The 25,155-nt window shown below is 70.8% G+C and carries 22 protein-coding genes and 1 tRNA gene; 14 read left to right on the forward strand and 9 right to left on the reverse strand.

Features of this window, described 5'->3' with window-relative positions:
• Positions 1–32 precede the first annotated feature (32 nt).
• The gene (locus AB0P17_RS20225) at positions 33–1,253 is read right to left on the reverse strand and encodes an alpha/beta hydrolase (RefSeq protein ID WP_365812780.1); all 1,221 of its coding nucleotides are present in this window, start codon (positions 1,251–1,253) and stop codon (positions 33–35) included.
• Positions 1,254–1,614: 361 nt separating this feature from the next.
• Positions 1,615–2,238 (reverse strand): TetR family transcriptional regulator, encoded by a 624-nt coding sequence (locus AB0P17_RS20230; protein ID WP_365812782.1) that lies wholly within the window; start codon positions 2,236–2,238, stop codon positions 1,615–1,617.
• A gap of 122 nt (positions 2,239–2,360) precedes the next feature.
• Here AB0P17_RS20230 and AB0P17_RS20235 point away from each other — a divergent pair, with 122 nt between their 5' ends.
• The gene (locus AB0P17_RS20235) at positions 2,361–3,968 is read left to right on the forward strand and encodes an MFS transporter (RefSeq protein WP_365812784.1); all 1,608 of its coding nucleotides are present in this window, start codon (positions 2,361–2,363) and stop codon (positions 3,966–3,968) included.
• Positions 3,969–4,219: 251 nt separating this feature from the next.
• Positions 4,220–4,699, forward strand: a complete 480-nt coding sequence (locus tag AB0P17_RS20240; RefSeq protein WP_365812786.1) for a peptidase inhibitor family I36 protein — start codon at positions 4,220–4,222, stop codon at positions 4,697–4,699.
• Between the two features lie 122 nt (positions 4,700–4,821).
• Here the strand turns inward: AB0P17_RS20240 and aceE are convergent, their stop codons facing one another.
• Positions 4,822–7,554, reverse strand: coding sequence for a pyruvate dehydrogenase (acetyl-transferring), homodimeric type (gene aceE, locus AB0P17_RS20245; protein ID WP_365812788.1), 2,733 nt, complete (start codon positions 7,552–7,554; stop codon positions 4,822–4,824).
• 500 nt (positions 7,555–8,054) lie between these two features.
• Between aceE and AB0P17_RS20250 the strand changes: the two genes are divergently transcribed.
• The 6 genes from AB0P17_RS20250 to AB0P17_RS20275 all read left to right on the forward strand — a co-directional run bounded on the left by AB0P17_RS20250 (position 8,055) and on the right by AB0P17_RS20275 (position 12,782).
• A complete protein-coding gene (locus tag AB0P17_RS20250) occupies positions 8,055–8,492 on the forward strand; it encodes a DUF3052 domain-containing protein (protein ID WP_365812790.1) in 438 nt (145 codons plus the stop codon).
• A 212-nt stretch (positions 8,493–8,704) separates the two neighbouring features.
• Complete coding sequence (locus AB0P17_RS20255; protein WP_365812792.1) at positions 8,705–9,181, forward strand: peroxiredoxin; 477 nt, start codon at positions 8,705–8,707, stop codon at positions 9,179–9,181.
• Between the two features lie 104 nt (positions 9,182–9,285).
• The gene (locus AB0P17_RS20260; protein WP_365812794.1) at positions 9,286–9,861 is read left to right on the forward strand and encodes a TerD family protein; all 576 of its coding nucleotides are present in this window, start codon (positions 9,286–9,288) and stop codon (positions 9,859–9,861) included.
• A gap of 230 nt (positions 9,862–10,091) precedes the next feature.
• On the forward strand, positions 10,092–10,667 hold the full coding sequence (locus AB0P17_RS20265; protein ID WP_365812795.1) for a TerD family protein: 576 nt from the start codon (positions 10,092–10,094) through the stop codon (positions 10,665–10,667).
• Between the two features lie 51 nt (positions 10,668–10,718).
• On the forward strand, positions 10,719–11,858 hold the full coding sequence (locus tag AB0P17_RS20270; protein ID WP_365812797.1) for a DUF475 domain-containing protein: 1,140 nt from the start codon (positions 10,719–10,721) through the stop codon (positions 11,856–11,858).
• Between the two features lie 186 nt (positions 11,859–12,044).
• Complete coding sequence (locus AB0P17_RS20275) at positions 12,045–12,782, forward strand: Tellurium resistance (RefSeq protein ID WP_365812799.1); 738 nt, start codon at positions 12,045–12,047, stop codon at positions 12,780–12,782.
• Positions 12,783–12,851: 69 nt separating this feature from the next.
• Here the strand turns inward: AB0P17_RS20275 and AB0P17_RS20280 are convergent, their stop codons facing one another.
• Positions 12,852–13,751 (reverse strand): TerD family protein, encoded by a 900-nt coding sequence (locus tag AB0P17_RS20280; RefSeq protein ID WP_365812800.1) that lies wholly within the window; start codon positions 13,749–13,751, stop codon positions 12,852–12,854.
• 218 nt (positions 13,752–13,969) lie between these two features.
• On the opposite strand from AB0P17_RS20280, the gene AB0P17_RS20285 reads away from it, so the two are divergent.
• From AB0P17_RS20285 to AB0P17_RS20295, 3 genes are all read left to right on the forward strand, one after another.
• Positions 13,970–15,142: an HpcH/HpaI aldolase/citrate lyase family protein gene (locus AB0P17_RS20285; protein ID WP_365812802.1), complete on the forward strand. Its 1,173-nt coding sequence runs from the start codon at positions 13,970–13,972 to the stop codon at positions 15,140–15,142.
• Positions 15,143–15,237: 95 nt separating this feature from the next.
• Positions 15,238–17,739 carry a phosphoribosyltransferase gene (locus AB0P17_RS20290; RefSeq protein ID WP_365812936.1) on the forward strand — a complete coding sequence of 834 codons (2,502 nt, stop codon included), beginning with the start codon at positions 15,238–15,240 and terminating at the stop codon, positions 17,737–17,739.
• Between the two features lie 86 nt (positions 17,740–17,825).
• Positions 17,826–18,566: an HAD family hydrolase gene (locus tag AB0P17_RS20295; RefSeq protein WP_365812938.1), complete on the forward strand. Its 741-nt coding sequence runs from the start codon at positions 17,826–17,828 to the stop codon at positions 18,564–18,566.
• Here AB0P17_RS20295 and AB0P17_RS20300 read toward each other — a convergent pair.
• From AB0P17_RS20300 to AB0P17_RS20315, 4 genes are all read right to left on the reverse strand, one after another.
• Positions 18,563–18,790: a zinc ribbon domain-containing protein gene (locus AB0P17_RS20300; RefSeq protein WP_365812804.1), complete on the reverse strand. Its 228-nt coding sequence runs from the start codon at positions 18,788–18,790 to the stop codon at positions 18,563–18,565. The two genes, AB0P17_RS20295 and AB0P17_RS20300, sit on opposite strands and share 4 nt — an antisense overlap.
• A 10-nt stretch (positions 18,791–18,800) precedes the next feature.
• Positions 18,801–19,430, reverse strand: a complete 630-nt coding sequence (locus tag AB0P17_RS20305) for a DUF4383 domain-containing protein (protein WP_365812806.1) — start codon at positions 19,428–19,430, stop codon at positions 18,801–18,803.
• A 145-nt stretch (positions 19,431–19,575) separates the two neighbouring features.
• Positions 19,576–20,982, reverse strand: a complete 1,407-nt coding sequence (locus tag AB0P17_RS20310; RefSeq protein WP_365812807.1) for a hypothetical protein — start codon at positions 20,980–20,982, stop codon at positions 19,576–19,578.
• Between the two features lie 73 nt (positions 20,983–21,055).
• The gene (locus AB0P17_RS20315) at positions 21,056–21,826 is read right to left on the reverse strand and encodes a DUF4097 family beta strand repeat-containing protein (protein WP_365812940.1); all 771 of its coding nucleotides are present in this window, start codon (positions 21,824–21,826) and stop codon (positions 21,056–21,058) included.
• Positions 21,827–22,084: 258 nt separating this feature from the next.
• On the opposite strand from AB0P17_RS20315, the gene AB0P17_RS20320 reads away from it, so the two are divergent.
• Together AB0P17_RS20320 and AB0P17_RS20325 are read left to right on the forward strand one after the other, a co-directional pair.
• Positions 22,085–22,159 (forward strand) — tRNA-Val (locus AB0P17_RS20320).
• 111 nt (positions 22,160–22,270) lie between these two features.
• Positions 22,271–22,705 carry a VOC family protein gene (locus tag AB0P17_RS20325; RefSeq protein ID WP_365812809.1) on the forward strand — a complete coding sequence of 145 codons (435 nt, stop codon included), beginning with the start codon at positions 22,271–22,273 and terminating at the stop codon, positions 22,703–22,705.
• 60 nt (positions 22,706–22,765) lie between these two features.
• On the opposite strand, the gene AB0P17_RS20330 is transcribed toward AB0P17_RS20325, so the two are convergent.
• Positions 22,766–23,977, reverse strand: coding sequence for an XdhC/CoxI family protein (locus AB0P17_RS20330; protein ID WP_365812810.1), 1,212 nt, complete (start codon positions 23,975–23,977; stop codon positions 22,766–22,768).
• Positions 23,978–24,216: 239 nt separating this feature from the next.
• On the opposite strand from AB0P17_RS20330, the gene AB0P17_RS20335 reads away from it, so the two are divergent.
• Positions 24,217–25,155 carry a xanthine dehydrogenase family protein subunit M gene (locus AB0P17_RS20335; protein WP_365812811.1) on the forward strand — a complete coding sequence of 313 codons (939 nt, stop codon included), beginning with the start codon at positions 24,217–24,219 and terminating at the stop codon, positions 25,153–25,155.

Genomic DNA, 25,155 nt, shown 5'->3' on the forward strand with positions numbered 1-25,155 from the left:
GCTCCCGGGAGCGGGTGGCCTACGGCCGCTGCCTATCCGGCCATCGTCTCGCCGTCGTAGACGATGCCGCTCCGGCACGACCCGGCGCCGTCCGCGCATGTCACGGCGCGGTACGAGCCGACTCCGATGTCCGCGAAGTTGTGCAGGCTCTCCGTACCCGGCTCGAAGTAACCGGCGTGCCCGAGCGCGCCCGCGGCCGAGAGCACCCGGGCGCCGAACGCCCGCGTCACCGGGTCGGCGCCGTGGCCGAGCCCGCCGACGGCGAGATACGGCACGTCCTGGATCCAGTCGTCGCGGTCCCGCATCGCCCACACCCGCGCGCCGGTGCTGAGCTGCGCCGCGTTCTCCACGCGCATGCCGGGGCTGCCCGCGACGGCGACGTCCGTGACCCGGGCGGGCAGGGTGCGCGCGGCGACCCCGCACACCACGGAGCCGTAGCTGTGGCAGAAGAGCGAGACCTTCGACCGCCCGGGCAGCGCGGCGGTGAGCGCGGTGAGCCGTACGGCGCCGTCCTCCGCGAGCTTCCCGATGGCCGCGTCCACGCCGAGGCCGGCGGGGGAGGTGTAGTCGGCCCAGGCGATGACGGCGGTACGGGTGCCGGGGGCGGCCCGGCGTTCGGCGGAGTAGAGGGACTCGGCCATGCCCACGGGCGCCGCGTACCTGCGGTTCTCGCGCTCGAAGGTCAGGAGGTTGGTGTCGACTCCGGGCACCACGACCGAGACGCGCTGGGCCCGGTCGAGATCGCCCAGGACCTCGGCCACCCGGCCCGGGCCCGACGGATCGAAGGCGAGGATCTGCCGGTCGCCGCCAAGGAGTGACTCGTACCGGTGCATGCGGCGGCCCGCGAGTTGACGGCCGTCGCCGGAGAGCCTGCTGTCGTGCATCCGGTGTTCCTCGACCGTCCGCGCCTGCGCCAGCGCGATCCGGTTGGCCCGGTAGCGCAGGGCGGCCGGGGCACCGTTGAGATTGCCGACGGCGAGCGGATATCTGTCCGCGAGCCGGGACTGCTGAGCGGTGTCGAGGGAGGCGAAGAACGCGGACAGGGTCTTGGCGGGCCCGGTCGGGTCAGGCAGGTGACGAGCGCCGATCCGGCCCCGCTCCCAGGCGTTGAAGGCGGCGGTCAGGGGCTCGCCGGGGCCGCGCTGATGCTGCACGGCGGTCCATCCGGTGGTCGCCAGCATCAGGAAGACGACGGCGAGGGCGAGCAGGGCGCGCCACACGCTCAGGGTGGGGGTGGAGTCGAAGGAAGTCACTGCTTCTCACCATAGAGCGCGCGCGGGGGGCCTCGCGACGAGCGTGAGACACGTCACCGGCGGCGGAGGATTGAACCATCGGTAACCTCACCGAACGTGCAGCGGGAGTGCACGCTCCGGCGCATAGGAGCGCGTAGGGGAGTGCGCGGGGAGTGAGTTCCGCGCGGCGGTGAGCGGCGGGCGCCGTTCCTGCGGGAAATCTCCGGCCCTCCCGCGCGGCTTCTCTGTCATTTCTCCGCATTTTCCCCCGAATGGCCCTGACGTGACGCGCGGCGATGTGAGCGCGCCGGTGCGGCCGGGACGGCAGGGGGTGTCGGGACGGCGGGGCGGCAGGGGAGGCGTCGGTCCGAGGTGTCGGCCGTCAGTCCCAGTCGTCCACCAGGAGCCGCGGGGTGAGCTGGTCGAGATACGCCTCGGTCAGCCGGCCGAGACCCGCCACGCCGGAATCCTCGCCGCGGCCCCACATCCGGCCGGACGCCCGCATCACACCCGTGAACGCGGCGACCGCCACCCGGGGTCTCGGGTCGGTGTCGACGTCGAGGCTCTCGCGGTCCGCGATGAGCCGGGCGACCCCTTCCTCCAGATCGGAGGAGCGGCGCAGATGGGCGGCGAGCAGGACCGGGGTCGACTCGATCATCCGGTACGAGTCCATGTACAGCTCCACCGTCACGACGGACTCGATCGTGTCGCCCACGCTCTCCCAGACGGACGACACGGCGTGGCGCATCGCCTCGAACGGGCCCTCCGCGGCGGGCCGGGCGCGCAGCGCCTCGACGAACTTCGACTCCACCAGATCGACCATGGCGAAGGCGGCCTCCTCCTTGCTGGCGAAGTAGCGGAAGAACGTCCGCTGGGAGACCTCCACCGCGTCCGCGATCTCGTCGACGGTGGTCCGCTCGTACCCCTGGGTGGTGAACAGTTCGAGTGCCACCCGGAGCAGGCACTCCCGGGTGCGCTGCTTCTTGCGCGCGCGCAGTCCGGTCACCGCGGAAACCTCACCTTCGGAAACCTCACTCTCACCGCTTTCCTTACTGGGGAGCAAAATGACAGTTACTGACGTGTGAATTGGTTTGTCAACTGTCAGTGACTGACACTACCGTTCCCGGTATGACTAGTCAGACCACTGTCGACAAGGCGCCTCCGACCCCGGAACCCCCGGAAAAGACGCCGTCCAAGGGGCGACGCGGCCACCCTTGGCTGACTCTCTTCTCCGTGGCGATAGGCGTCATGATGGTGGCGCTCGACGGCACCATTGTCGCCATCGCCAATCCGGCCATCAAAACCGACCTCGGCGCGTCCTTCGCCGATGTCCAGTGGATCACCAACGGCTACTTCCTGGCGCTCGCCGTGGCGCTGATCACCGCGGGCAAGCTGGGTGACCGCTTCGGTCACCGGCAGACCTTCCTCATCGGTGTCACCGGCTTCGCCGCAGCCTCCGGGGCCATCGGGCTCTCCCACAGCATCTCCCTCGTGATCACCTTCCGGGTGCTCCAGGGGCTCTTCGGTGCGCTGCTGATGCCGGCCGCGCTCGGTCTGCTGCGGGCCACCTTCCCGGCCGAGAAGCTCAACATGGCCATCGGCATCTGGGGCATGGTCATCGGTGCCTCGACCGCCGGAGGGCCGATCCTCGGCGGTGTGCTGGTCGAGCACGTGAGCTGGCAGTCCGTCTTCTTCATCAACGTGCCGGTGGGGGTGGCCGCCCTCGTCCTCGGCATGCTGATCCTGCTGGACCACCGCGCGGAGAACGCCCCGAGGTCCTTCGACATCCTCGGCATCGTGCTGCTCTCCGCCGCCATGTTCGCCCTGGTGTGGGCGATCATCAAGGCTCCCGAGTGGGGCTGGGGGTCCGGCACGACCTGGCTGTTCATCGTCGGGGCGCTGGCCTGCTTCGGCGGCTTCGCCTACTGGGAGACGAGGGTCGCGGAGCCGCTGGTCCCGCTGGCGCTCTTCCGCTCCGTACCGCTCTCCGCCGGTGTGGTGCTGATGGTGCTGATGGCCATCGCCTTCCTGGGCGGGCTTTTCTTCGTCACCTTCTACCTTCAGAACGTGCACGGCATGAGCCCGATCGACGCCGGTCTCCATCTCCTGCCGCTCACCGGGATGATGATCGTGGGATCGCCGCTGGCCGGGGTGCTCATCACCAAGGTGGGGCCGCGGATCCCGCTGGCCGGCGGTATGGCGTTCACCGCCGCGGCCATGTTCGGCATGTCCACCCTGGGCACGGACACCAGCGGTCTCACCATGTCCGTCTGGTTCGCGATGCTCGGCTTCGGTCTCGCCCCCGTGATGGTCGGCGCGACCGAGGTCATCGTCGGCAACGCGCCGCTGGAGCTCTCCGGGGTGGCCGGCGGCATCCAGCAGTCCGCCATGCAGATCGGCGGCAGCCTCGGTACGGCCGTGCTCGGCGCCGTGATGGCCTCGAAGGTCTCCAACGACCTGCCGGGCAACTGGACGGAGGCCGGGCTGCCCCCGCTCACCGCCGCCCAGTCCGGCCAGGCGACCGAGGCCGTCCAGGTCGGGATGGCGCCGGTGACCCCCGACATGCCGCCCGCGGTCGCCCAGCAGATCACGGCCGTCGCCCACGACACCTTCATGTCCGGCATGGGGCTGGCCTGCCTCGTCGCGGCCGGTGTCGCCGTCGTGGCGGTCTTCGTCGCCCTGCTGACGAAGCGCGGCGACAACGCGGACGCCGCGGGCGGAGGAGTTCACATCTGACGTCAGCCTCCGGGTGACCCGACGTCAACATCACGCCCATGACAGCCCCGCCGGAAGGTTCCGGCGGGGCTGTCGCCTATCCGGGTGGAGGGCGGCCCCGCCCCCTTCCGGCGGTGCTCAGTCGCAGGTCAGAGTGGTGACGGCCGAGAGCGCGGCACGCGGTCCCGGCAGCACACGACACGCGACACACGGACGACATACGACATGTGACCGCGCGGGCACTGACCGCGCGACACGAGACCGCACGACACATGACACGGGGGCCGAACGAGATGACCGAGCAGCGCACCACCACCACGACCACCATCCGCAGCACCGCTCCCCGTACGGCGGCCTTCCGCCGTACGGCCGGGACCGTCGGCGCCGCCGTCGGGGCGCTCACCCTCGCCGCCCTGCTCCCCGGGACCGGCACCGCCGCGCCGGCGGCGGAGCGGGCCGTTCCGCCGCGCCTCGGGACGTGCGCGGCGGGCGAGCTGTGCCTCTGGGAGAAGGACGACTTCAAGGGCGCCCGGCAGACCCATGAACTCTCCGGGACCGACATCGACAGCTGTGTGCCGCTCCCCGCCGGCACCACCGCCCACTCCCTGGCCAACCGCACCGGCCGCCCCGTGACCACGTACCAGTCCGCCACCTGCGGGGAAACCGGCGAGTTCGAGACGTACCCCGGCACCGGCACCTGGCTGCCCAGCTCCCCGTACCGGGTGAGGGCCTTCAAGATCTGGGAGCGATGACCGGCCGGCACCGTACGCCGGAGGGCGGCGGCACCGTTCCGGCACCGCCGCCCTCACGACGTACTGCTGATCTTCCGCGGCCTGTTGATCCTCCGCGGCAGCGCCCGCGGTACTCCCCGCGGTCAGGCGTCGCCGCCCGCCGCCCCCGGGTCCGCCGCCGACGCGTCCAGGAGCTGGTAGCGGTCCACCGCCTGCTTCAGCGCGGACCGGTCCACCTTGCCCTCCCTGGCCAGCTCGGTCAGCACCCCGAGCACGATCGACTCCGCGTCGATGTGGAAGAAACGACGGGCCGCGCCGCGCGTGTCCGCGAAGCCGAAACCGTCCGCGCCCAGCGACTGGTACGTACCGGGCACCCAGCGCGCGATCTGGTCCGGCACGGAGCGCATCCAGTCCGAGACCGCCACGAACGGGCCCCGCGCGCCGGAGAGCTTCCGCGTCACGTACGGGACGCGCTGCTCCTCCTCCGGGTGCAGCAGGTTGTGCCGCTCCACCTCGACGGCCTCACGGCGCAGCTCGTTCCAGGACGTCGCCGACCAGACGTCCGCCCTGACGTTCCACTCCTCGGCGAGGATCCGCTGTGCCTCGACCGCCCACGGCACGGCCACACCGGACGCCATGATCTGCGCCGGGATCTCGCCCCGCTCGGCCGGCCGGTAGCGGTGGATGCCCTTGAGGATGCCGTCGACGTCCACGTCGGCGGGCTCGGCGGGGTGCCGGACCGGCTCGTTGTAGACCGTGAGGTAGTAGAAGATGTCCTCGCTCTCGGGCCCGTACATCCTGCGCAGACCGTCCCGCACGATGTGCGCGATCTCGAAGCCGAACGCCGGGTCGTAGGCGACACAGCCCGGGTTGGTCGAGGCCAGCAGATGCGAGTGGCCGTCGGCGTGCTGGAGCCCCTCGCCGGTCAGCGTCGTACGGCCGGCGGTCGCGCCCAGTACGAAACCGCGTGCGAGCTGGTCGGCCATCTGCCAGAACTGGTCACCGGTCCGCTGGAAACCGAACATCGAGTAGAAGACGTACACCGGGATCAGCGGCTCGCCGTGCGTGGCGTACGCGGAGCCCGCCGCGATCAGCGACGCCGTGCACCCCGCCTCGGAGATACCGTCGTGCAGCAGCTGCCCGGTCGGCGACTCCTTGTACGCGAGCAGCAGCTCACGGTCGACGGACTCGTACTGCTGGCCCATCGGGTTGTAGATCTTGGCGCTCGGGAAGAACGAGTCCATCCCGAACGTGCGGTACTCGTCGGGCGCGATCAGCACGAAGCGCCTGCCGATCTCCTTGTCCCGCATCAGGTCCTTGAGCAGCCGGACGAACGCCATGGTGGTGGCGATCGACTGCTGTCCGGAGCCCTTCCGCACCGCCGCGTAGGTCTTGTCGCCGGGGAGCGTCAGCGGCTTCGCCCGGACGACCCGGGTCGGTACGTACCCGCCCAGCGACTTGCGCCGGTCGTGCATGTACTGGATCTCCTCCGAGTCCCTGCCCGGGTGGTAGTAGGGCGGCAGCCCGTCCTCCAGTTGCCGGTCCGTGATCGGCAGGTGCAGCCGGTCCCGGAAGCCCTTGAGGTCCGCGACGGTGAGCTTCTTCATCTGGTGGGTCGCGTTGCGGCCCTCGAAGTTCGGTCCGAGCGTCCAGCCCTTGACGGTCTGCGCGAGGATCACCGTCGGCTGGCCCTGGTGCGCCTTGGCCGCCGCGTACGCCGCGTACACCTTCCGGTGGTCGTGGCCGCCGCGTCCGAGGTGCAGGATCTGGTCGTCGGTCATGTTCTCGACCATGGCGCGCAGCCGCTGGTCGTCGCCGAAGAAGTGGTCGCGGATGTACGCGCCGGTCTCGGTAGCGTACGTCTGGAACTGCCCGTCCGGTGTGGTGTTCAGCCGGTTGACCAGCACACCGTCGCGGTCCTGCGCCAGCAGCGGGTCCCACGAGCGGTCCCAGACCAGCTTGATGACGTTCCAGCCGGCCCCGCGGAACTGCGACTCCAGCTCCTGGATGATCTTGCCGTTGCCGCGTACCGGACCGTCCAGGCGCTGGAGGTTGCAGTTCACGACGAAGGTCAGGTTGTCCAGGCCCTCACGGGCGGCGATGGAGAGCTGGCCCAGCGATTCGGGCTCGTCCATCTCGCCGTCGCCGAGATAGGCCCACACATGGGAGGCGGAGGTGTCGGCGATCCCGCGCGCCGCCATATAGCGGTTCATCCGGGCCTGGTAGATCGCGCCGAGCGGGCCGAGCCCCATCGAGACGGTGGGGAACTCCCAGAAGTCCGGCATCAGACGCGGGTGCGGATAGCTGGACAGCCCGTACGGCGCCTTCGACTTCTCCTGGCGGAACGCGTCGAGCCGGCTCTCGCTGAGGCGGTCCAGCAGGAAGGCGCGGGCGTAGATGCCGGGGGAGGCATGGCCCTGGAAGAAGATCTGGTCGCCGCCGTCGCCGCCGTCCTTGCCGCGGAAGAAGTGGTTGAAGCCCACGTCGTACAGGGAGGCGGAGGAGGCGAAGGTGGCGATGTGGCCGCCGACCCCGATCCCCGGGCGCTGGGCGCGCGAGACCATGACCGCGGCGTTCCAGCGGGTCGCGTTGAGGATCTTGCGCTCGATCTCCTCGTTGCCGGGGAAGAACGGCTCGTCCTTGGTGGCGATGGTGTTGACGTAGTCCGTACTGCGCATCTCGGGTACGGCCACGCGCTTCTCGCGCGCCCGCTCGATCAGCCGGAGCATCAGATACCGGGCACGCTCACGGCCTCGCTCGTCGACGGCGGCGTCGAGTGAGTCGAGCCACTCCTGGGTCTCTTCGGGATCGAAGTCCGGGACCTGGCTGGGAAGGCCGCCAATGATGATCGGATTGCGATCGGATCCGGAAGCCACGCTTGTCCTTCGCTTTGGTCGGTCGTGTCGTGCCCTGCACACGGACGATGCGGTGCACGCGGTCGGGATACTGCTGCGCGGGGGTACGTACGCCGCATCCATCGTGCTACCGCGACGACGGAAACGTCATCTCTACCGAGCGGTAACCCCAATTCTCCAGGAAATTCCTGGCTGCGGGGCCGCTCGGGGCCGGTTCCCGCGACGATCAAATCGCAACCTTACGCCCATCCCGTCCAAGCGTTCCGTTCGGTCGTTCGGGCCGGATTGGCGCACCGAAACGGCATACCATGGCAAAGAAGGAGGAAACGCGTGGCCCGGGTCACGCACGGTGGGGTCGAAGTGACGGGAGATGCGACGAAGGCGCCCGGAACGTCACCGTTTCGGCGGTCTCGGCGGCCGGGTACTTGCGCGATCCGCCCCGCCCGTGTGGACTACGGCCAATGCCCCGCGTACGCGCGCGGCCCGAAGCGTTTAATCGAAACATGATCAGGAGGCAATCCGTGAGCGCGACCGCGGACCACGCGGAGGAGCGGACCAACCTTGCCGTACGGCTTGGGTTCGAGCCCGGACAGGTGGTCCAGGAGATCGGCTACGACGACGACGTCGACCAGGATCTCCGCGAGTCCATCGAGGCCATCACCGGCCAGGACCTTGTCGACGAGGACTACGACGACGTGGCCGACGCCGTCGTCCTGTGGTTCCGGGACGAGGACGGCGACCTTACGGACGCGCTGGTGGACGCCATCGGTCTGATCGAGGACGGCGGCGTGATCTGGCTGCTGACGCCGAAGACCGGCCGTGACGGCTACGTCGAACCGAGCGACGTCAACGAGGCGGCCCAGACCGCGGGCCTGTCCCAGACCAGGAGCGTCAACGCGGGCAAGGACTGGACCGGCAGCCGGCTTGTCACGCCCAAGGCGGCCAAGAGCAAGCGCTGACGAGCCGGCGCTCGTCACCCCTTGGCGCCGCCCGGGCGCGCACGCGGCCCCCGGAGGAGCCGCCCGCCCCGGCGGAGCAGCGTGGAAGGCCCCCCGCCGATCTCATCGGCGGGGGGCCCTTGCGTAGGCTCGGGGGCACACAGGCGCGTGGTCCTGACGCCGCCCCTGGCGTCAGGACCGATCCGCCGAGCCCTTCGAAAGGACGTGCATCCATGGCGATCGAGGTCGGCACCCCTGCCCCGGACTTCGAGCTGAAGGACAACCACGGGCGGACCGTGCGGCTGTCCGACTACCGCAAGGCCGACGCGGCCGGCGGCGCCAAGAACGTGGTGCTGCTCTTCTACCCCTTCGCCTTCACCGGCGTGTGCACGGGCGAGCTCTGCGCCCTGCGCGACGAGCTGCCCACGTTCGTCAACGACGACACCCAGCTGCTCGCCGTCTCCAACGACTCCGCCCACACCCTGCGCGTCTTCGCCGAGCAGGAGGGCCTGGAGTACCCGCTGCTGTCGGACTTCTGGCCGCACGGCGAGGTCTCGCGCGCCTACGGCGTCTTCGACGAGGAGAAGGGGTGCGCCGTACGCGGCACCTTCATCATCGACAAGGAGGGCATCGTGCGCTGGACCGTCGTCAACGCGCTGCCCGACGCCCGGGACCTCGGCGAGTACGTCAAGGCGCTCGCGTCGCTCTGACGCGACATCCGATACCGGCCGTCGAAATCGCACGATGGCCGGGAACCGGTCACTAGGATCCAGTCGTTGATCGGATGCCAACGCTTCAAACATAGGGAGGACTCGTGGGAGTCAGCCTCAGCAAGGGCGGAAACGTCTCGCTGACCAAGGCCGCGCCCAACCTGACCGCGGTCACCGTGGGTCTGGGCTGGGACGCACGTTCCACCACCGGAGCCGACTTCGACCTCGACGCCAGCGCCCTGCTGACGAACGCCGAGGGCAAGGTCGCCGTCGACGGCAACTTCATCTTCTTCAACAACCTGAAGAGCCCCGACGGCTCCGTCGAGCACACCGGGGACAACCTCACCGGCGAGGGCGAGGGCGACGACGAGGCGATCAAGGTCAATCTGGCCACGGTCCCCGCCGACGTCGAGAAGATCGTCTTCCCTGTCTCGATCTACGAGGCGGAGAGCCGCCAGCAGTCCTTCGGCCAGGTCCGCAACGCGTTCATCCGCGTGGTCAACCAGGCCGACAACAACGAGCTGGCGCGGTACGACCTGAGCGAGGACGCCTCGACGGAGACCGCGATGGTCTTCGGCGAGCTGTACCGCAACGGCGCGGAGTGGAAGTTCCGCGCCATCGGCCAGGGGTACGCCTCCGGTCTGCGCGGCATCGCCCAGGACTTCGGCGTCAACGTCTGAGCCGTTCGTCGTTCACCAGGCCCCGTCTCCGGCGCCGCACATTTCTGTGCGGCGCCGGACGCGTCCCGGGTTCGTACCGGTCCCGCGGAGTAGGTGCGCGAGCACGGGCGGGAACGGCATGATCTCGGTACGGGTACGAATCGCATGTATCGGGAACGGAGCGGGCAGGACGTCAGGCGCGTCCCGCCTGTCAGACGGCACGAACACCACCTCGGGGAGGACTCACCATCATGGGCGTCACACTCGCCAAGGGAGGCAATGTCTCCCTCTCCAAAGCCGCACCCAACCTCACCCAGGTGTTGGTCGGGCTCGGCTGGGACGCACGTTCCACCACCGGAGCCGATTTCGACCTCGACGCCAGCGCACTGCTCTGCCAGTCAGGACGGGTGCTCGGCGACGAGTTCTTCATCTTCTACAACAACCTGACGAGCCCCGAAGGCTCGGTCCAGCACACCGGCGACAATCTGACGGGTGAGGGCGAGGGCGACGACGAATCGCTGATCGTCGATCTCTCCCAGGTCCCGGCCCATTGCGACAAGATCGTTTTTCCGGTCTCGATCCATGACGCCGACAACCGGGGCCAGACCTTCGGCCAGGTCGCCAATGCCTTCATCCGGGTCGTCAACCAGGCCGACGGCCAGGAACTCGCACGCTACGACCTCAGCGAGGACGCCTCCACGGAGACCGCGATGATCTTCGGCGAGCTGTACCGCTATGGCGGTGAGTGGAAGTTCCGTGCAGTTGGTCAGGGGTACGCGTCGGGCCTCAGGGGCATCGCTCTAGACTTTGGGGTCAACGTTTCGTAAAGCAGTACGCTGCGCGGGGGAAAACCCGTTAATCACCAGATGGGGTAGGCAGTGATCCTGAAAACCTTCGGCTGGTCGTTCGCCATCACGGCGATCGGCCTGGCCTTCGCGGCCTGGCAGTGGGGGTGGGAGGCGTTCGGGATCGTACTGATCCTCTCCATCCTTGAGATCTCGCTCTCCTTCGACAACGCGGTCGTCAACGCCGGGATCCTGAAGAAGATGAATGCCTTCTGGCAGAAGATCTTCCTCACCATCGGCATCCTCATCGCCGTGTTCGGTATGCGACTGGTCTTCCCCGTCGTGATCGTCGCCATCAGCGCCAAGGTCGGGCCGATCGAGGCCGTCCAACTGGCGATGGACGACCCCGGTCGTTACGAGGACCTGGTCACCGACGCCCACCCGGCGATCGCCGCCTTCGGTGGCATGTTCCTGCTGATGATCTTCCTGGACTTCATCTTCGAGGACCGGGACATCAAGTGGCTCGGCTGGCTGGAGCGCCCGCTGGCCAAGCTCGGCAAGGTCGACATGCTGTCGGTCTGCGTCGCGCTGATCGTCCTGCTGGTCACGGCGATGACCTTCGCGACCAACGCGCACACCAGCACCGGGTACGCGGACAAGTCGGCCACCGTGCTGCTGGCGGGGATCGCCGGTCTGATCACGTACCTCGTCGTGGGCGGTCTCTCGGGCTACTTCGAGGACAAGCTCGAAGAGGAGGAGGAGCGCGAGCAGGAAGAGGAGGAGAAGGCCAAGGCCGAGGGCAAGCAGGTCTCCGCGGTCGGCCTGGCCGGCAAGGCGGCGTTCTTCCTCTTCCTCTACCTGGAGGTCCTGGACGCGTCCTTCTCCTTCGACGGCGTGATCGGTGCCTTCGCCATCACGAACCACATCTTCTGGATGGCGCTGGGTCTCGGCATCGGCGCGATGTACGTCCGCTCGCTGACGGTGTACCTGGTCCGCCAGGGAACGCTGGACGACTATGTCTACCTGGAGCACGGCGCACACTATGCGATCGGTGCGCTGGCCGCGATCCTGCTCATCACCATCCAGCACTCCATCAACGAGATCGTCACGGGTCTGGTCGGCGTGATTCTCATCGCCGCCTCCTTCTGGTCCTCCGTGCGCCGTAACAAGGCGCTCGAAGCGGAAGGCGGCGACAAGGACCCCGACGGGGACAAGACGGCGCTCCAGGTCTGAGCGCATGCTCCGGTGAGCCCTCTCGTGAGCCGGTGCTCAGGGGTGTGACACGGAGCGGATCCAGGGAACCCTGTGAACGGGGCGGCCAGAAGGCGGGAGCCTACCGGCCGCCCCGTTGTTCCGTGCCGATATGACCATTCGTTGGCAAGCAGACGACGAGCAGATGACAGGAGCGGGGTGGGGGGCATGGCCTTCTGGGACAACCTGTGGCAAGGGCAAAGGGCATCGCAATTCGATTCGGGCAGCGCGTCCAACTCCATCGAACTGACCAAGCGGCGCCCGACGATCTCGCTCTCCAAGCAGGGCGCGGCGACCGGGAACCTCCGGGTCAACCTCTCCTGGCAGATGCGCACCTCCGACATCGGGGGGCGCTCACGCCAGAGCGGCAAGATCCTGGGCAACCCGCTCAAGCTCTTCAAGCCCGAGGTCGTCCAGGCCCACACGCAGGGCGTGGTCAACGTCGACCTGGACCTCGGCTGCATGTACGAGCTGAAGGACGGCAGCAAAGGCGTCGTACAGCCCCTCGGCAACTTCCTCGGGGACCTGAACGACCCGCCGTACGTGAAGCTCAGCGGCGACGACCGGTTCGGCGCGGGCTCGGGGGAGACCGTGTACGTCAACCTCGACAACCGCGACGAGATCAAGCGCCTGCTGTTCTTCGTGTACATCTACGACCAGACGCCCGCGTTCAACCGAACGCACGCGCATGTGACGCTCTACCCGAGCAACGGCCCGCGGATCGAGATCGACCTCGACGACGACGAGCCGCAGGCGAGGTCCTGCGCGGTGTTCTCGCTGCAGAACGTCAAGGGCGACCTGGTCGTCCGCCGCGAGGTGAAGTACGTGTACGGCTTCCAGGCCGAGCTGGACCGGCTGTACGGCTGGGGCCTCCAGTGGGGCCGCGGCTACAAGGCGAAGACCTGAGAGCCGGCCTTGAGGGGTCGCAACGGCCGGTGCGGCCCCGTACGCCGGGGCGCACCACCGGCGCGCGGGCTACTGGCGGGCGAACTGCGGGCCCATCGGGGGCAGCCGGAAGTGCGGGTCCGGGGCGGGCGCCGCGGCGGGGGCCGGCTGCGGATAGCCGTACGCGGGCTGGGGCCCCGGCGCCGCGACGGGCTGCGGATAGCCGTACGGCGGCTGGGTCGTGGGCAGGGCGGGCTGCGGGTAGCCGTACCCGGGAGGCCCCGCCGGGGGCGGCGGGAGCTGGGCAGCGGGCTGCGTGACCGCGGTCCCGCCCACCGGACGGCCCCCGGGGTGGGACGTGGCGTCCGGACCGCCGTGGAACACCGTGGCGTCGTCGTCCGCGGTGGCCGCGCCCTCCTCGGGACCGTCCGCCCCGGCGGCCTCCTCCGTGTCGTCGACGGAGATGCCGAACGCGGTGGCGAGCCCGATCAGCCCGGTCGGATATCCCTGCCCCACGGCACGGAACTTCCAGCCGTCCCCGCGCCGGTACAGCTCGCCGCAGATGATCGCGGTCTCCTCGCCGGTCTCCGGCTGCACGTCGAAGACGGCCAGCGGCTCCCCGTCGGCCGCGCCCGCGTCGTACAGCATGATCCGCAGATCGCTCACGTGCTGGAAGCTCGCGCCGTCCGAGGAGGCGGCCAGCATGACCTGCTCGACCGAAGGGTCGAGCGCGGCGAGATCCGCCTCGACGGAGTCGGTCAGCCACTCACCGACCTGCTTCTTGGGCAGCCGGCGCACCACCCCGGAGGGATGCCTCGGCTGGTTGTAGAAGACGAAGTCCTCGTCGGACCTGACCCGGCCGCCGGAGCCCAGCAGCAGCGCCGAGGCGTCCACATCGGGCACCCCGGCGCCGGGCGACCAGCGCAGCACGGCTCGTACGGCCATGGCGTCGAGGGGGACGTTCGAGCCCTTGAGCATCGCGTGCGTCATACCGGCCATCCTGCCTTCCCAGCGCCCGCCGGGACAACGTGGAGGCCGCTCCTCCACGGTCCGCGCCGCCGGCCGTACGACCGGTACGCCGGTGGAACCACCGAGAAGCAGACGAGTTACCAGGATTTCATGCGCCCGGGGAACTCTTGACACCCGGCCATACGTACTATTACCGGCCACGAGGCCAACGGGCCGAAGCGGCAGTACGGGGGATTCACATGCGTCATTTCGGGCATATCCCGCCCGCTGCCCGGCAGGGCCTGTTCCACCGGGAACCATGCGAGTTCACCGACGGATCCCCCGCCGGGCTGCTCTCCGTCGCCCTCGGGGCCACCCTCTACAGCCCCGCGACCCGGCCCCGGCTCGCCGACGACGTAGTGAAGCAGGCCGGACGCGGCGTCGTCTCCATGGTGCTCTGCCTGGAGGATTCCATCCACGACGCCGAGGTCGAGGGCGCCGAGGCCAACCTGGTACGCCAGTTCGCCGAGCTCGCCGACCTCGCCGAGCGGGGCACCGAGACACCGCTGCTCTTCATCCGCGTCCGCGAACCGGACCAGATCCCCGACCTCGTCCGGCGCATGGGCACCTCCGTCCGCCTGCTGTCCGGATTCGTACTCCCCAAGTTCACCGAGGAACGCGGCACCCCCTTCCTGGAGGCCCTCGCCGAGGCGGAGGCCGCCTGCGGACGCACGCTCTACGCGATGCCCGTCCTCGAATCGCCCGAACTCCTCCACCTGGAGACCAGGACCGAGACGCTCACCGGCATCGCCAACGCCGTCGACAAATACCGCGAGCGGGTGCTCGCGCTCCGCCTCGGCGTCACCGACTTCTGCTCGGCGTACGGGCTGCGCCGCTCACCCGACATGACGGCGTACGACGTACGGATCGTCGCCGGGGTCATCGCGGACGTCGTCAACGTCCTGGGGCGCGCCGACGGCACCGGCTTCACGATCACGGGCCCCGTCTGGGAGTACTTCCGGCTCCAGGAGCGCATGTTCAAGCCGCAGCTCCGCCGCAGCCCCTTCCTCGAAGGGCGCGCCGAGGAGCTGCGTACGGCCCTGATCGAGCACGACCTCGACGGCCTGCTGCGCGAGATCGAACTCGACCGCGCCAACGGGCTCCTGGGCAAGACCTGCATCCACCCGTCGCATGTGCCGCCCGTGCACGCGCTGTCGGTCGTCAGCCATGAGGAGTTCAGCGACGCCCAGGACATCCTGCGCCCCGAGCGGGGCGGCGGCGGGGTGCTGCGGTCGGCGTACACGAACAAGATGAACGAGGTGAAGCCGCACCGCGCCTGGGCCGAACGCACGCTCCGGCGGGCCGAGGTCTTCGGCGTCGCCCGCGAGGACGTCGGCTTCGTGGAGCTGCTGACGGCCGGACTCGCGGAATGAGCGGCCCGGGACGGAACGCCACGGGAACCGCTGACACGGGCACGGCGAGGGTCACGGACACGGCGACGATCACCGACACGGAGGAGAACACCGGCATGGTCTGGTCCGGCACATGGGTCGCCGAGCGGCTGGGCGTCGAGCTGACCGGCGACGACGGGCTGCGCGGACTGCTCGGCCTCGCCCTGCGCCGCAACCCCCGGCGCGCCCATCTCCTCGTCTCGAACGTGCTCGGCAAGCACGTGCCGCAGAGCCCGGCCGTCGTCCACGGCACGGGCGTCCGGCTCGGCGAGCGCGTACGGGAGCTGCTGGGCGCGGAGGCCGGACGGACCGTGGTGCTCGGTTACGCGGAGACCGCGACCGGCCTCGGCCACGCGGTCGCCGACGGGGTGCGGGACGCGACGTATCTGCACTCCACGCGCCGGGCGGTCGCGGGCGTGGCGACCGCGGGCGGCTTCGAGGAGTCGCACTCGCACGCCACCTCCCACCTGCTGCTGCCGGAGGACCCCGGGCTGCTGGCCTCGGAAGGGCCGCTGGTCCTCGTCGACGACGAGTTCTCCACCGGCAACACCGTCCTGAACACGATCCGGGCCCTGCACGACCGCTACCCCCGGCGTTGGTACGTGATCGTCGCCCTGGTCGACATGCGGTCGGCGGCCGACCAGGGGCGGCTCGCCGAGTTCGCCGGTGAGATCGGGGCGCGCGTCGACCTGGTGACCCTGGCCTCCGGTACGGTCCGGCTCCCGGACGGCGTGCTGGAGAAGGGCCAGGCGCTGGTGGCCCGGCACGAGGCGCCGGTGCCGGTCCCGGGGCGGCGCGCGGCGTCGGACGCCCCGGAGAGCGCCTCCCGGACGTCCCGGGTCGCCCTGGAGTGGCCGGACGGAGTCCCGGACGGCGGCCGGCACGGCTTCACCCCCGCCCACCGGGCGGGCCTGGAGACGGCGCTGCCCGCGCTGGCGCGCGCCGTCGCCACCGAACTGGGCGACGTCCGGCGCGTACTCGTCCTCGGCTTCGAGGAGCTGATGTACGCGCCGCTCCGGCTGGCCGGGGAGCTGGAGCGTACGTACGGGAGCGAGACCGCGGCCGAGAGCGAGGCCGGGCATGGTGGCGCGGCCCCGGAGGTGCGCTACTCGACCACGACGCGCTCGCCCGTGCTGGCCGTGGACGACCCCGGATACGCGATACGCAGCCGCCTCGTCTTCCCCGCCCACGACACCGTCACGGCGGAGGACGGCGGCGACCGGTACGCGTACAACGTCGCGGGCGGCGGTTTCGACGCCGTCGTCGCGGTGGTCGACTCCGTCGCCGACACCCCCGCGCTGCACGCCCCCGGCGGCCTCCTCGCCCGCCTCGCCGAGCACACGCCCCGCGTGCTCCTCGCCGTGATCCCCTCGTACACCCCCGCGCCCGCCCCCACCGCAACCCCCACGTACGGCCCAGAACGGCAGGAACCCGCCATGCTCCCCGACCCCCTCCGGGGCCCCGCCTTCTCCTCCTACGCCCCGCAGGACGTGGGCTGGCTCCTCCAGGACCTCTCGAACGTCGAGCTGGAGGCCCCGACGGAGGAGCGCGAGGAGGCCATCCAGAGCGGTGGCGCGCACTACGCGGAGTCCCTGCCCGTCGAGTACCAGCCGAGCGAGCGGTACCAGAAGCTGTTCGCCGCCGCCCTGGAGACCTCGGCGGCCCGGGTCGCCCGAGCCGTCGGCACGGTCACCGAGACGGTGCTCGCCGAGCGCTCACCCCGCCCCGTGCTGGTCTCGCTGGCCCGCGCCGGCACCCCCGTCGGTGTGCTGATGCGCCGCTGGGCCCAGCACCGCCACGGCCTGGACCTGCCGCACTACGCCGTCTCCATCGTGCGCGGCCGGGGCATCGACGCCAACGCCCTGCGCTGGCTCGCCGCCCACCACGACCCGGCCGACGTGGTCTTCGTCGACGGCTGGACCGGCAAGGGCGCCATCACCCGCGAACTGGCCGAGGCGCTGGCCGGGTTCGACGGCTTCGACCCGGAGATCGCGGTCCTCGCCGACCCGGGCGGCTGTGTCCGGACGTACGGCACCCGCGAGGACTTCCTCATCCCCTCCGCCTGCCTCAACTCCACGGTCTCCGGACTGATCTCCCGTACGGTCCTCCGCGCCGACCTGGTCGGCCCGGACGACTTCCACGGCGCGAAGCACTACCGGGAGCTGGCCGGGGCCGATGTCTCGCAGCACTTCCTCGACACCGTCGCGGCCCGCTTCGACGAGGTCGCCGACGCGGTGTCCAAGGAGGCCGGGGAACTCCTCGCCGCCGACCGCGCCCCCACCTGGGAGGGGTGGGCGGCCGTCGAGCGGATCAGCGAGGAGTACGGCATCCATGACGTGAACCTGGTCAAGCCGGGCGTCGGCGAGACCACCCGCGTCCTGCTGCGCCGCGTCCCCTGGAAGATCCTCGCCCAGCGCGGCGCGGGGGCCGATCTCGACCATGTGCGGCTGCTGGCCGAGCAGCGCGGGGTGCCCGTGGAGGAGGTCGACGGCCTTCCGTACACCTGCGTCGGGCTGATCCACCCCCGGTACACCCGGGGCGCGACCGGCGCCGACGGCAAGGCGGTGGCCACGGCGTGAGCACGGACTCCGGTACGGCCCCGGTCCTGGTCGCGAGCGACCTGGACCGCACCCTCATCTACTCCGCCGCCGCCCTGCACCTGCACATGCCCGACGCGCTGGCGCCGCGACTCCTCTGCGTCGAGGTGTACGAGAGCAAGCCGCTGTCCTATCTGACGGAGACGGCCGCGGCGCTCCTCGACCGGATCGCCCGCACGACCGTCTTCGTGCCGACGACGACCCGCACCCGCGAGCAGTACGGCCGGATCCGTCTGCCGGGCCCCGCACCGGAGTTCGCGATCTGCGCCAACGGCGGCCACCTGCTGGTCGACGGCGAGTCGGACCCCGACTGGCAGGCCCGGGTGGCCGCGCGGCTGGCCGCCGAGTGCGCGCCGCTCGCCGAGGTCCGCGCGCATCTGAGCGCGACCGCCGATCCGGCGTGGCTCCTCAAGGAACGGGTCGCCGAGGACCTGTTCGCCTATCTGGTGGTCGACCGCGCGCTGCTGCCCGACGGCTGGGTCAAGGAACTGGCCGACTGGGCGGGGGAGCGTGGCTGGACCGTCTCGCTCCAGGGCCGCAAGATCTACGCCGTGCCGCGGCCGCTCACCAAGAGCGCGGCCATGCGGGAGGTGGCCCGCAGGACCGGCGCCGGACTCACTCTGGCCGCCGGTGACTCGCTGCTCGACGCGGACCTGCTGCTCGCCGCCGACCGGGCGTTCCGGCCCGGCCACGGCGAACTGGCCGACGAGCGGTGGCGCGCCCCGCACGTCGACGTACTCCCGCACACGGGTGTCGCGGCGGGCGAGGAGATCCTGCGCCGTCTGCTGGACGCCGCTGCAAACCGCTAGCCGCAGCAGCCGCCTCCACAGCAGCCCCCGCCGCCACCCGCGGCGGGGGCCGGGGCGCCGCGGGCGCCGCCCTTGGCGCCGGAGCCGACCGCGACGGTGGAGAGCAGCTTCACCGTGTCGTCGTGCCCCTCGGGGCAGGACGCCGGGGCGGCGGACTCCGCCATCGGGCGGCTGAGTTCGAAGGTGTCACCACAGGAGCGGCAGCGGTACTCGTAGCGAGGCATACGCCTCAGATTATCCGACGCCCGTCTCCCTCTGGTGGCTCTCGCCCGCGGGGCCGCCCAGGGCCTTCCTGCGCTGCCGCAGCTCACGCTCCGCCTGCTCCGGGTGGCGGGCCCGCCAGTACGGATTGTCGTGCGGCAGGCTGCCGCTGACCCTGCCGAACATGCCGAAGAACATCAGCAGCACCCCGACGACGAAGCTGAAGAGCACGTTCTGGAGGTGGAAGGCGAGGAAGTTGTAACTCGTGTCCAGCAGCGCCAGGTTGACGAACCCGCTGATGATGAAGAGGACCCCGAGGACCATGTTGATCGTCGACGCGGTGTTCCCGCCGATCACCATGCCGGCCAGCAGCAGCACTCCGACGCAGATGGACAGCACGCTCAGTGTGCCGTTGGCGTTGAGTCCCGCGACCTGCTGGCCGCCCGTGCCGAAGAAGCCGATCCGGTCCATCAGACCGAGGATCCCGAAGGCGATCAGGGCCAGCCCCATCAGCCCGGCGCCGACGCGGTAGACCTTGTTGAGCCGGTGGTCCAGCGGAAGGTGCTCATCGAGCGTGACGTGCCGGCGTGGGCCATTTCGCCGTCCGGCGCCCCGGTGGCCGCGGACGGTGCCGGGGGAGGGGCGGATCGCTGGGCTGGCCATGGGCGGCCTCCTTCGGACGGTGGCCTGCTACGGGTGCGTACACCTACGTACGGGCACGCACCCGTACGTACCCGTACGCATCCTCAGGATCCGCCCACCGGGACGGACCGACAACTCGACCGGGGGCTGGCCACGCGACCGGGCCCTACTGCCCGGCCCCGCGCTCCTCGCGGATCTCCGCGACCACCTGGGCCACCCGCCGCCGTACCGCCTCGGTCTCGGTCAGGAAGTGCCAGTAGTCGGGGTGGCGGCCCTCCAGCGAGGACACCGCCCGGTCCAGCCGTCCCACCGAGTCGTCCAGCGGGCGGGCGTGCCGGGGCTCGGGGGTGGTCCGGCCGGACATGGCCAGGCGCTGCGCGTCCCGTATCGCGAACCGCGTGCGGTCGATCTCCTGCTGCGGGTCCTTCGCCACCGCGTTGAGCCGCTGGAGGCGGTCACCGGCGGCGGACACCGCCTCGTCCGTGCCGTTGAGCAGCGCCCGCGCCGTACTCAGCAGGGAGGTCGCGTCCGGCCACCGCTGCTCCTCGCGCGCCTTCGCCGCCTCCGCGAGCTTCTCCTCCGCCTGCCGTACGCTGCCCGCCGCATGGTCGGGGACCTGCTGGAGGTCCTGCCAGCACGCCGCGGTGAAGCGTCTGCGCAACTCGCTGAGCACGGGCTCGACCGTCCCGGCGCGGGTGGTGAGGGCCTGCGCGCGGGTACGCAGCGAGACCAGCCGCCGGTCGATCTCCCGGGCCCGCTCGGGCAGCCGCTCGGCCTCCGCCCGTACGGACTCGGCGTCCCGCTTGACGCGGTCCGCGCGCTGGAGGGTCTCCGCGACGCCGTGCCGGCCCGCGCCCTGGTTGAGCTTGGTGAGCTCGGGGGCGAGCGCGGCGAGGCGGGCCGCCAGGTCGTCGGCGCGCAGCCCGGCGGCGCGTACCGCGTCGAGCGCGTCGCTCGCGGCCAGCAGCGCCTGCCGGGCCCGCTCCACGGCGGGCGCCAGCCGTGCGAGCTGCGTCTCGGCCTTGTCGAGCAGCGGTCCGAGCCCCTGCTCGAACCGGTCGAGATCGCCCTTGACCCGGTCCAGCTCCTGCTTGGCCTTGGTGAGGTCGGCGCGCGCCTTCGAGGCGGCCGACGGCTCCAGATCGTCCTTGTCCAGGTCGTGGGCGTCCACGGCGCTGATGTAGCCGTGGCTCACCTCGTCGATCCGCTGCCCCAGCGCGGCGAAGTCGGCGACTGCTTTGCGGGCGCCCGGCGAGCTGTCCACCGCCGTGATCGTCTCTATGGAGATCCGCAGGTCGCGCTGGGCCGTGTCCAGCTCGTAGAAGGAGGCCGCGGCGGCGTCCTTGGCGGCCTGCGCGTCCGCCCGCAGGCTCTCGCCGCGACCGCCGAACCAGCGCCGCGTCCCCCCGCCCGCGAAGGCGCCGGGCACGGCGGCCACCAGCAGCGGCACCGGCAGCAGGACCAGCGCCAGCACGTCCCGGAGGCCCGCGAGCCCGCGGCCCGCACCCGCCGGGGCGCCACCGACGGCACGTGCGCCGGCTCCTGCGTACGGCCGCGCGTGTGTCGCCGTCACATCACTCTCCCGTGCCGAGTTCGCCCTGCCCTGGTTCATTCTCCCACCAGGTAATGACGAACACGCGGGCCGGTTAGTTCGCGCTTCGTACCGTGATCTTCCCGTTGTCGGTGCGCGCCTTCACCACGTGGGCGCTGTTCTCGCTGGTCGGCACGGACACGTCGATCTTTCCGTTGTCGCTCTTCGCCGTCACCGCGTACGGCGCCGACGCGGCGGGCAGGTCGATCTGGATCTTCCCGTTGTCGGTGACGGCCTTCACCGTGCCGGGCGCCGTGCGGAGCGCGAGCCGGATGGCACCGTTGCTGGTCCGCGCGGCCACGGACGGGGCGGAGGTGTTCTCCGAGGTGATCTTCCCGTTCTCGGTCTTCAGGTCGAGCGGCCCGGAGGAGTCCCGTACGGAGATCGCGCCGTTGTCGGTGGCGAGCTTGAGCGCGGTGTCGAACCCGGTGGCGGTCACCTTCCCGTTGTCCCCGTCGAGCGTGACGGCGACGCCGCGCGGCACCGTCACCCGGTGCCGGGACTCGCAGTCGCTCACGAGCGCCCGGCACTTCACCTTGAGGGTCAGGGTGTCGCCCTCCATCTTCCAGACGGGGCGCGGCCCGCTCCCCAGGAACGCCCAGCCGTCGACCTGCCGGGTCACCTCGACATCCCGCACCTCGCCGGTGGTCAGCTCGACGGCGGAGTTCCCGGCGTCGATCCTCAGCGTCTTCCCGCTGAACGGGAACGCCTTCTCCTCGACGGGCGCCCCGGATGCGTCCGTGCCGCACCCACCGACCGTCAGGGCGAGCAGCGCGGCTCCGCCCGCGGCGATGAGCGTACGGGTGTGCTGACGGCGTACGGCCACGATGATCGTCCCCCAAAGGTCCTGCCGCCGGCCGGCTCCCCGGTCCGCGATGCCCGATGCACGGCCCGCTCCGGCGGCCCGAAGTGGTGTGCCCTCCACGGTACGAACGATCCCTCACCCGTCCGATCCGGCCGCCCACCGTCCCGGGGTGGGGTTACCCCCCGTACCCACCCCCGGACGAGAGCCGCGCCCCCTCGGCGTCATGACCCGGGTTTGCGGCCCGGCCCCGTGTGCCATGTACGCTGTTGCCTCATCCACGGGTGCGTAGCTCAGGGGTAGAGCGCTGCTCTTACAAAGCAGATGTCGGCGGTTCGAAACCGTCCGCGCCCACCAGCGGTAACCAGTAGGTGAAAGGGCCCCCGACCGAGACCGGTCGGGGGCCCTTCCGCTGAGGCTGCGAAAACCCCGTCGTACCTCGCCGGACCCCGCCTCTACGATGGGGCGATGGCGTCGATCAAGCAGGTCCAGATCACCTTCGACTGCGCGGAACCCGAGCGCGTCGCCCGGTTCTGGTGCGAGGTGCTGGGGTACGTCGTACCGCCTCCGCCGGAGGGGTTTGCCACTTGGGACGACTACGACCGGACGCTGCCGCCCGAGCGCCGGGGCGCGTCGTTCGTCTGCGGTGATCCCTCAGGTGTGGGCCCGCGGATGTACTTCCAGCGCGTTCCCGAGAGCAAGGTCGTCAAGAACCGGGTCCATCTCGACGTGCGGGTCGGCACCGGACTCGTGGGTGAGGAGCGTGTGGCCGCGCTGGAGGCCGAAAGCGCGCGGCTGGTCGCGCTCGGCGCGGTACGGGTGCGGCTGCTGCTCGCGGACGACGAGAACGAGTCGTGCCTCTGGATGGAGGACGTCGAGGGCAACGAGTTCTGTCTCGACTGAGGGGCCCTCGACCGAGCGGACGCGGGGTCCGACCGGCACCGGCGTGGATGTCCCGGGCGGCTATCTCACCGGCTGACCGTGGTGGATGGGGAGTTCCGTACGCGTCAGCCGTTCGCCCGTGCCGCCCCAGCGCAGCGCGATGATCTCCGCCATGATCGCCACCGCCGTCTCCTCGGGCGTACGGGCGCCCAGGTCGAGCCCTATGGGGGAGGAGAGGCGGGCCAGTTCGCGTTCGCTCAGGCCGGCCTCGCGCAGCCGGGCGAGGCGGTCCTCGTGGGTGCGGCGGCTGCCCATGGCGCCGATGTAGCGGGCGGGGGTGCGCAGGGCGCGTTCCAGCAGGGGGACGTCGAACTTCGGGTCGTGCGTCAGTACGCAGATCACCGTGGACGCGTCCACCGGATGCTCCTCCAGGAAGCGGTGCGGCCACTGGACGACCAGTTCGTCCGCGTCGGGGAAGCGCCGCCGGGTGGCGAAGACCGGGCGGGCGTCGCAGACCGTGACGTGGTAGCCGAGGAACTTCCCCATCCGCGCGACCGCGCCCGCGAAGTCGATCGCGCCGAACACCAGCATCCGGGGCGGCGGCGCGAAGGACTGGACGAAGACCGTCAGTTCGTCCATGCGCTGCTCGCCGTGGCGCCCGATGCGGACGACGCCGGTGTGGCCCTGCGCGAGCATGCCGCGCGCCTGCTCGGTGACCGCCGCGTCCAGCCGGGCGCCGCCGAGGGTGCCCCGTACCGGAGAGGGACACGGGGAGGGAAACGGGGCGGTCTCCGCGGGGGTCTCCGTGACGTCCGCCGCCGGGCGCACGAGTAGGTTCCCGCCCGGCACCGGAGCCTCAGCGGTCCCCGGTGTCCCGTGGACCCCGTACGCGCCCGGATCGGCGGAGAGTACCGACGCCACCGCCACCGGGAGTCCCGCCGCGATGCGCTCCAGCACCTCCGGCAGCCCGGGGAAGTGCGTGGCGTCGGCCGGCCTGACCAGGATGTCCACGATTCCGCCGCAGGTCAGCCCCGCCTCCAGCGCGTCGCCGTCGCTGATCCCGTACGTCTTGAGCTGGGCCTCGCCGGTGGCCAGAACCTCCCGCGCGACCTCGTACACCGCGCCCTCGACACAGCCGCCCGAGACGCTGCCGACCACCTCGCCGTCCTCCGCGACGGCCATCGACGCGCCGGGGCCGCGCGGCGCCGAATTCCAGGTCCCTACGACGGTGGCCAGGGCGAAGCGCACCCCTGCGGCCTGCCATGCGGCGATGGATCCGGCGATGTCCCGCACCTGTGCTCCCTCCGAGCTTTCGGCGCAGCCTGGGGCCCGGGGCCGGTGCTGTCAAAGGAGACTTCAGCGTTCGCTTAAGCCGTGCGCGGCGCGCTCGCGTTCGTTCCCGAGGCTCTTCCGGGGACCTAAGCGACACCTTAATTCGCTGTTGACTTTCCGCACCTCGTGCAGCCAAATGACGGCGTCGACGGGGGCCGGCAAGCGGCTGTGGCGAGGGCGCCACAAGAGAGGGATCGCTGATGCAGGTTCCCGCCCCTTTCGAGTACGAACGCGCCACCAGCGTCGATCACGCCATCGGGCTCCTCGACCGGCTGGGTGACACGGCCCGGCTGGTGGCCGGCGGTCACAGTCTGCTCCCGATGATGAAGCTGCGGCTCGCCAACTTCGAGTACCTGATCGACATCAACGATCTCTACGATGAGTTGGGCTACATCCGGGTCGAGCCGGACCGCATACGCATCGGCGCCATGACCCGCCACCGCGAGCTGCTGGAGTCCGCCGCGCTCGCCGCGACCTTTCCGATCTTCGCCGACGCGGAGCGCGTGATCGCCGACCCCGTGGTCCGCAACCGCGGCACGCTCGGCGGTTCGCTCTGCCAGGCCGACCCGTCCGAGGACCTCTCCGCCGTGTGCACGACGCTCGGCGCGAGCTGTGTGATCCAGGGCAGCGGCGGCCGGCGCACCGTCACCATGGAGGAGTTCCACCGCGGTCCCTACGAGACGGCGGTGGGCGACGCCGAGATGCTGATCGAGGTGATCCTCCCGCTCCGGCCCCACGGCGCGAGCGCGTACGAGAAGGTCGAGCGGCGCGCGGGCGACTGGGCGGTGGTCTCGGCGGGCGCGGCGGTCTGGCTGGACGCGGAGCACGGTGTCATCGAGGACGCGCGGGTGGGTCTCGCCGCTGTCGGGCCGAACACGACCGGGCTGCCGGAGATCTCCCGGGAACTGCGCGGCAGGGAGCCCTCGGAGGCGCTGTACGCGCGGGCGGGCGAGATCGCGGCGGCCTCCTGCGACCCGGTCACGGACCGGCGCGGCAGCGCCGAGTACAAGCGCCACCTCGCCAAGGAGCTGACCGTACGCACACTGCGCCGCTCGGTGGCGCGCATCGCGGACGCGCGGGCGGGTGCGGGGAGTTCCCCTGCCCCCGCCCCCGGCCCGAACTACCCCCAGGGAGGCTGA

It is taken from the genome of Streptomyces sp. NPDC088124, assembly GCF_040685895.1.
Taxonomy (GTDB): domain Bacteria; phylum Actinomycetota; class Actinomycetes; order Streptomycetales; family Streptomycetaceae; genus Streptomyces.

Bases quoted from the DNA above. Each gene is read 5' to 3' on its own strand.
- AB0P17_RS20235 (WP_365812784.1), top strand. From the start codon at position 2,361: ATGACTAGTCAGACCACTGTCGACAAGGCGCCTCCGACCCCGGAACCC.
- AB0P17_RS20240 (WP_365812786.1), top strand. From the start codon at position 4,220: ATGACACGGGGGCCGAACGAGATGACCGAGCAGCGCACCACCACCACG.
- AB0P17_RS20255 (WP_365812792.1), top strand. From the start codon at position 8,705: ATGGCGATCGAGGTCGGCACCCCTGCCCCGGACTTCGAGCTGAAGGAC.
- AB0P17_RS20265 (WP_365812795.1), top strand. From the start codon at position 10,092: ATGGGCGTCACACTCGCCAAGGGAGGCAATGTCTCCCTCTCCAAAGCC.
- AB0P17_RS20275 (WP_365812799.1), top strand. From the start codon at position 12,045: ATGGCCTTCTGGGACAACCTGTGGCAAGGGCAAAGGGCATCGCAATTC.
- AB0P17_RS20280 (WP_365812800.1), bottom strand. From the start codon at position 13,751: ATGACGCACGCGATGCTCAAGGGCTCGAACGTCCCCCTCGACGCCATG.
- AB0P17_RS20285 (WP_365812802.1), top strand. From the start codon at position 13,970: ATGCGTCATTTCGGGCATATCCCGCCCGCTGCCCGGCAGGGCCTGTTC.
- AB0P17_RS20290 (WP_365812936.1), top strand. From the start codon at position 15,238: ATGGTCTGGTCCGGCACATGGGTCGCCGAGCGGCTGGGCGTCGAGCTG.
- AB0P17_RS20295 (WP_365812938.1), top strand. From the start codon at position 17,826: ATGCCCGACGCGCTGGCGCCGCGACTCCTCTGCGTCGAGGTGTACGAG.
- AB0P17_RS20300 (WP_365812804.1), bottom strand. From the start codon at position 18,790: ATGCCTCGCTACGAGTACCGCTGCCGCTCCTGTGGTGACACCTTCGAA.
- AB0P17_RS20305 (WP_365812806.1), bottom strand. From the start codon at position 19,430: ATGGCCAGCCCAGCGATCCGCCCCTCCCCCGGCACCGTCCGCGGCCAC.
- AB0P17_RS20325 (WP_365812809.1), top strand. From the start codon at position 22,271: ATGGCGTCGATCAAGCAGGTCCAGATCACCTTCGACTGCGCGGAACCC.
- AB0P17_RS20335 (WP_365812811.1), top strand. From the start codon at position 24,217: ATGCAGGTTCCCGCCCCTTTCGAGTACGAACGCGCCACCAGCGTCGAT.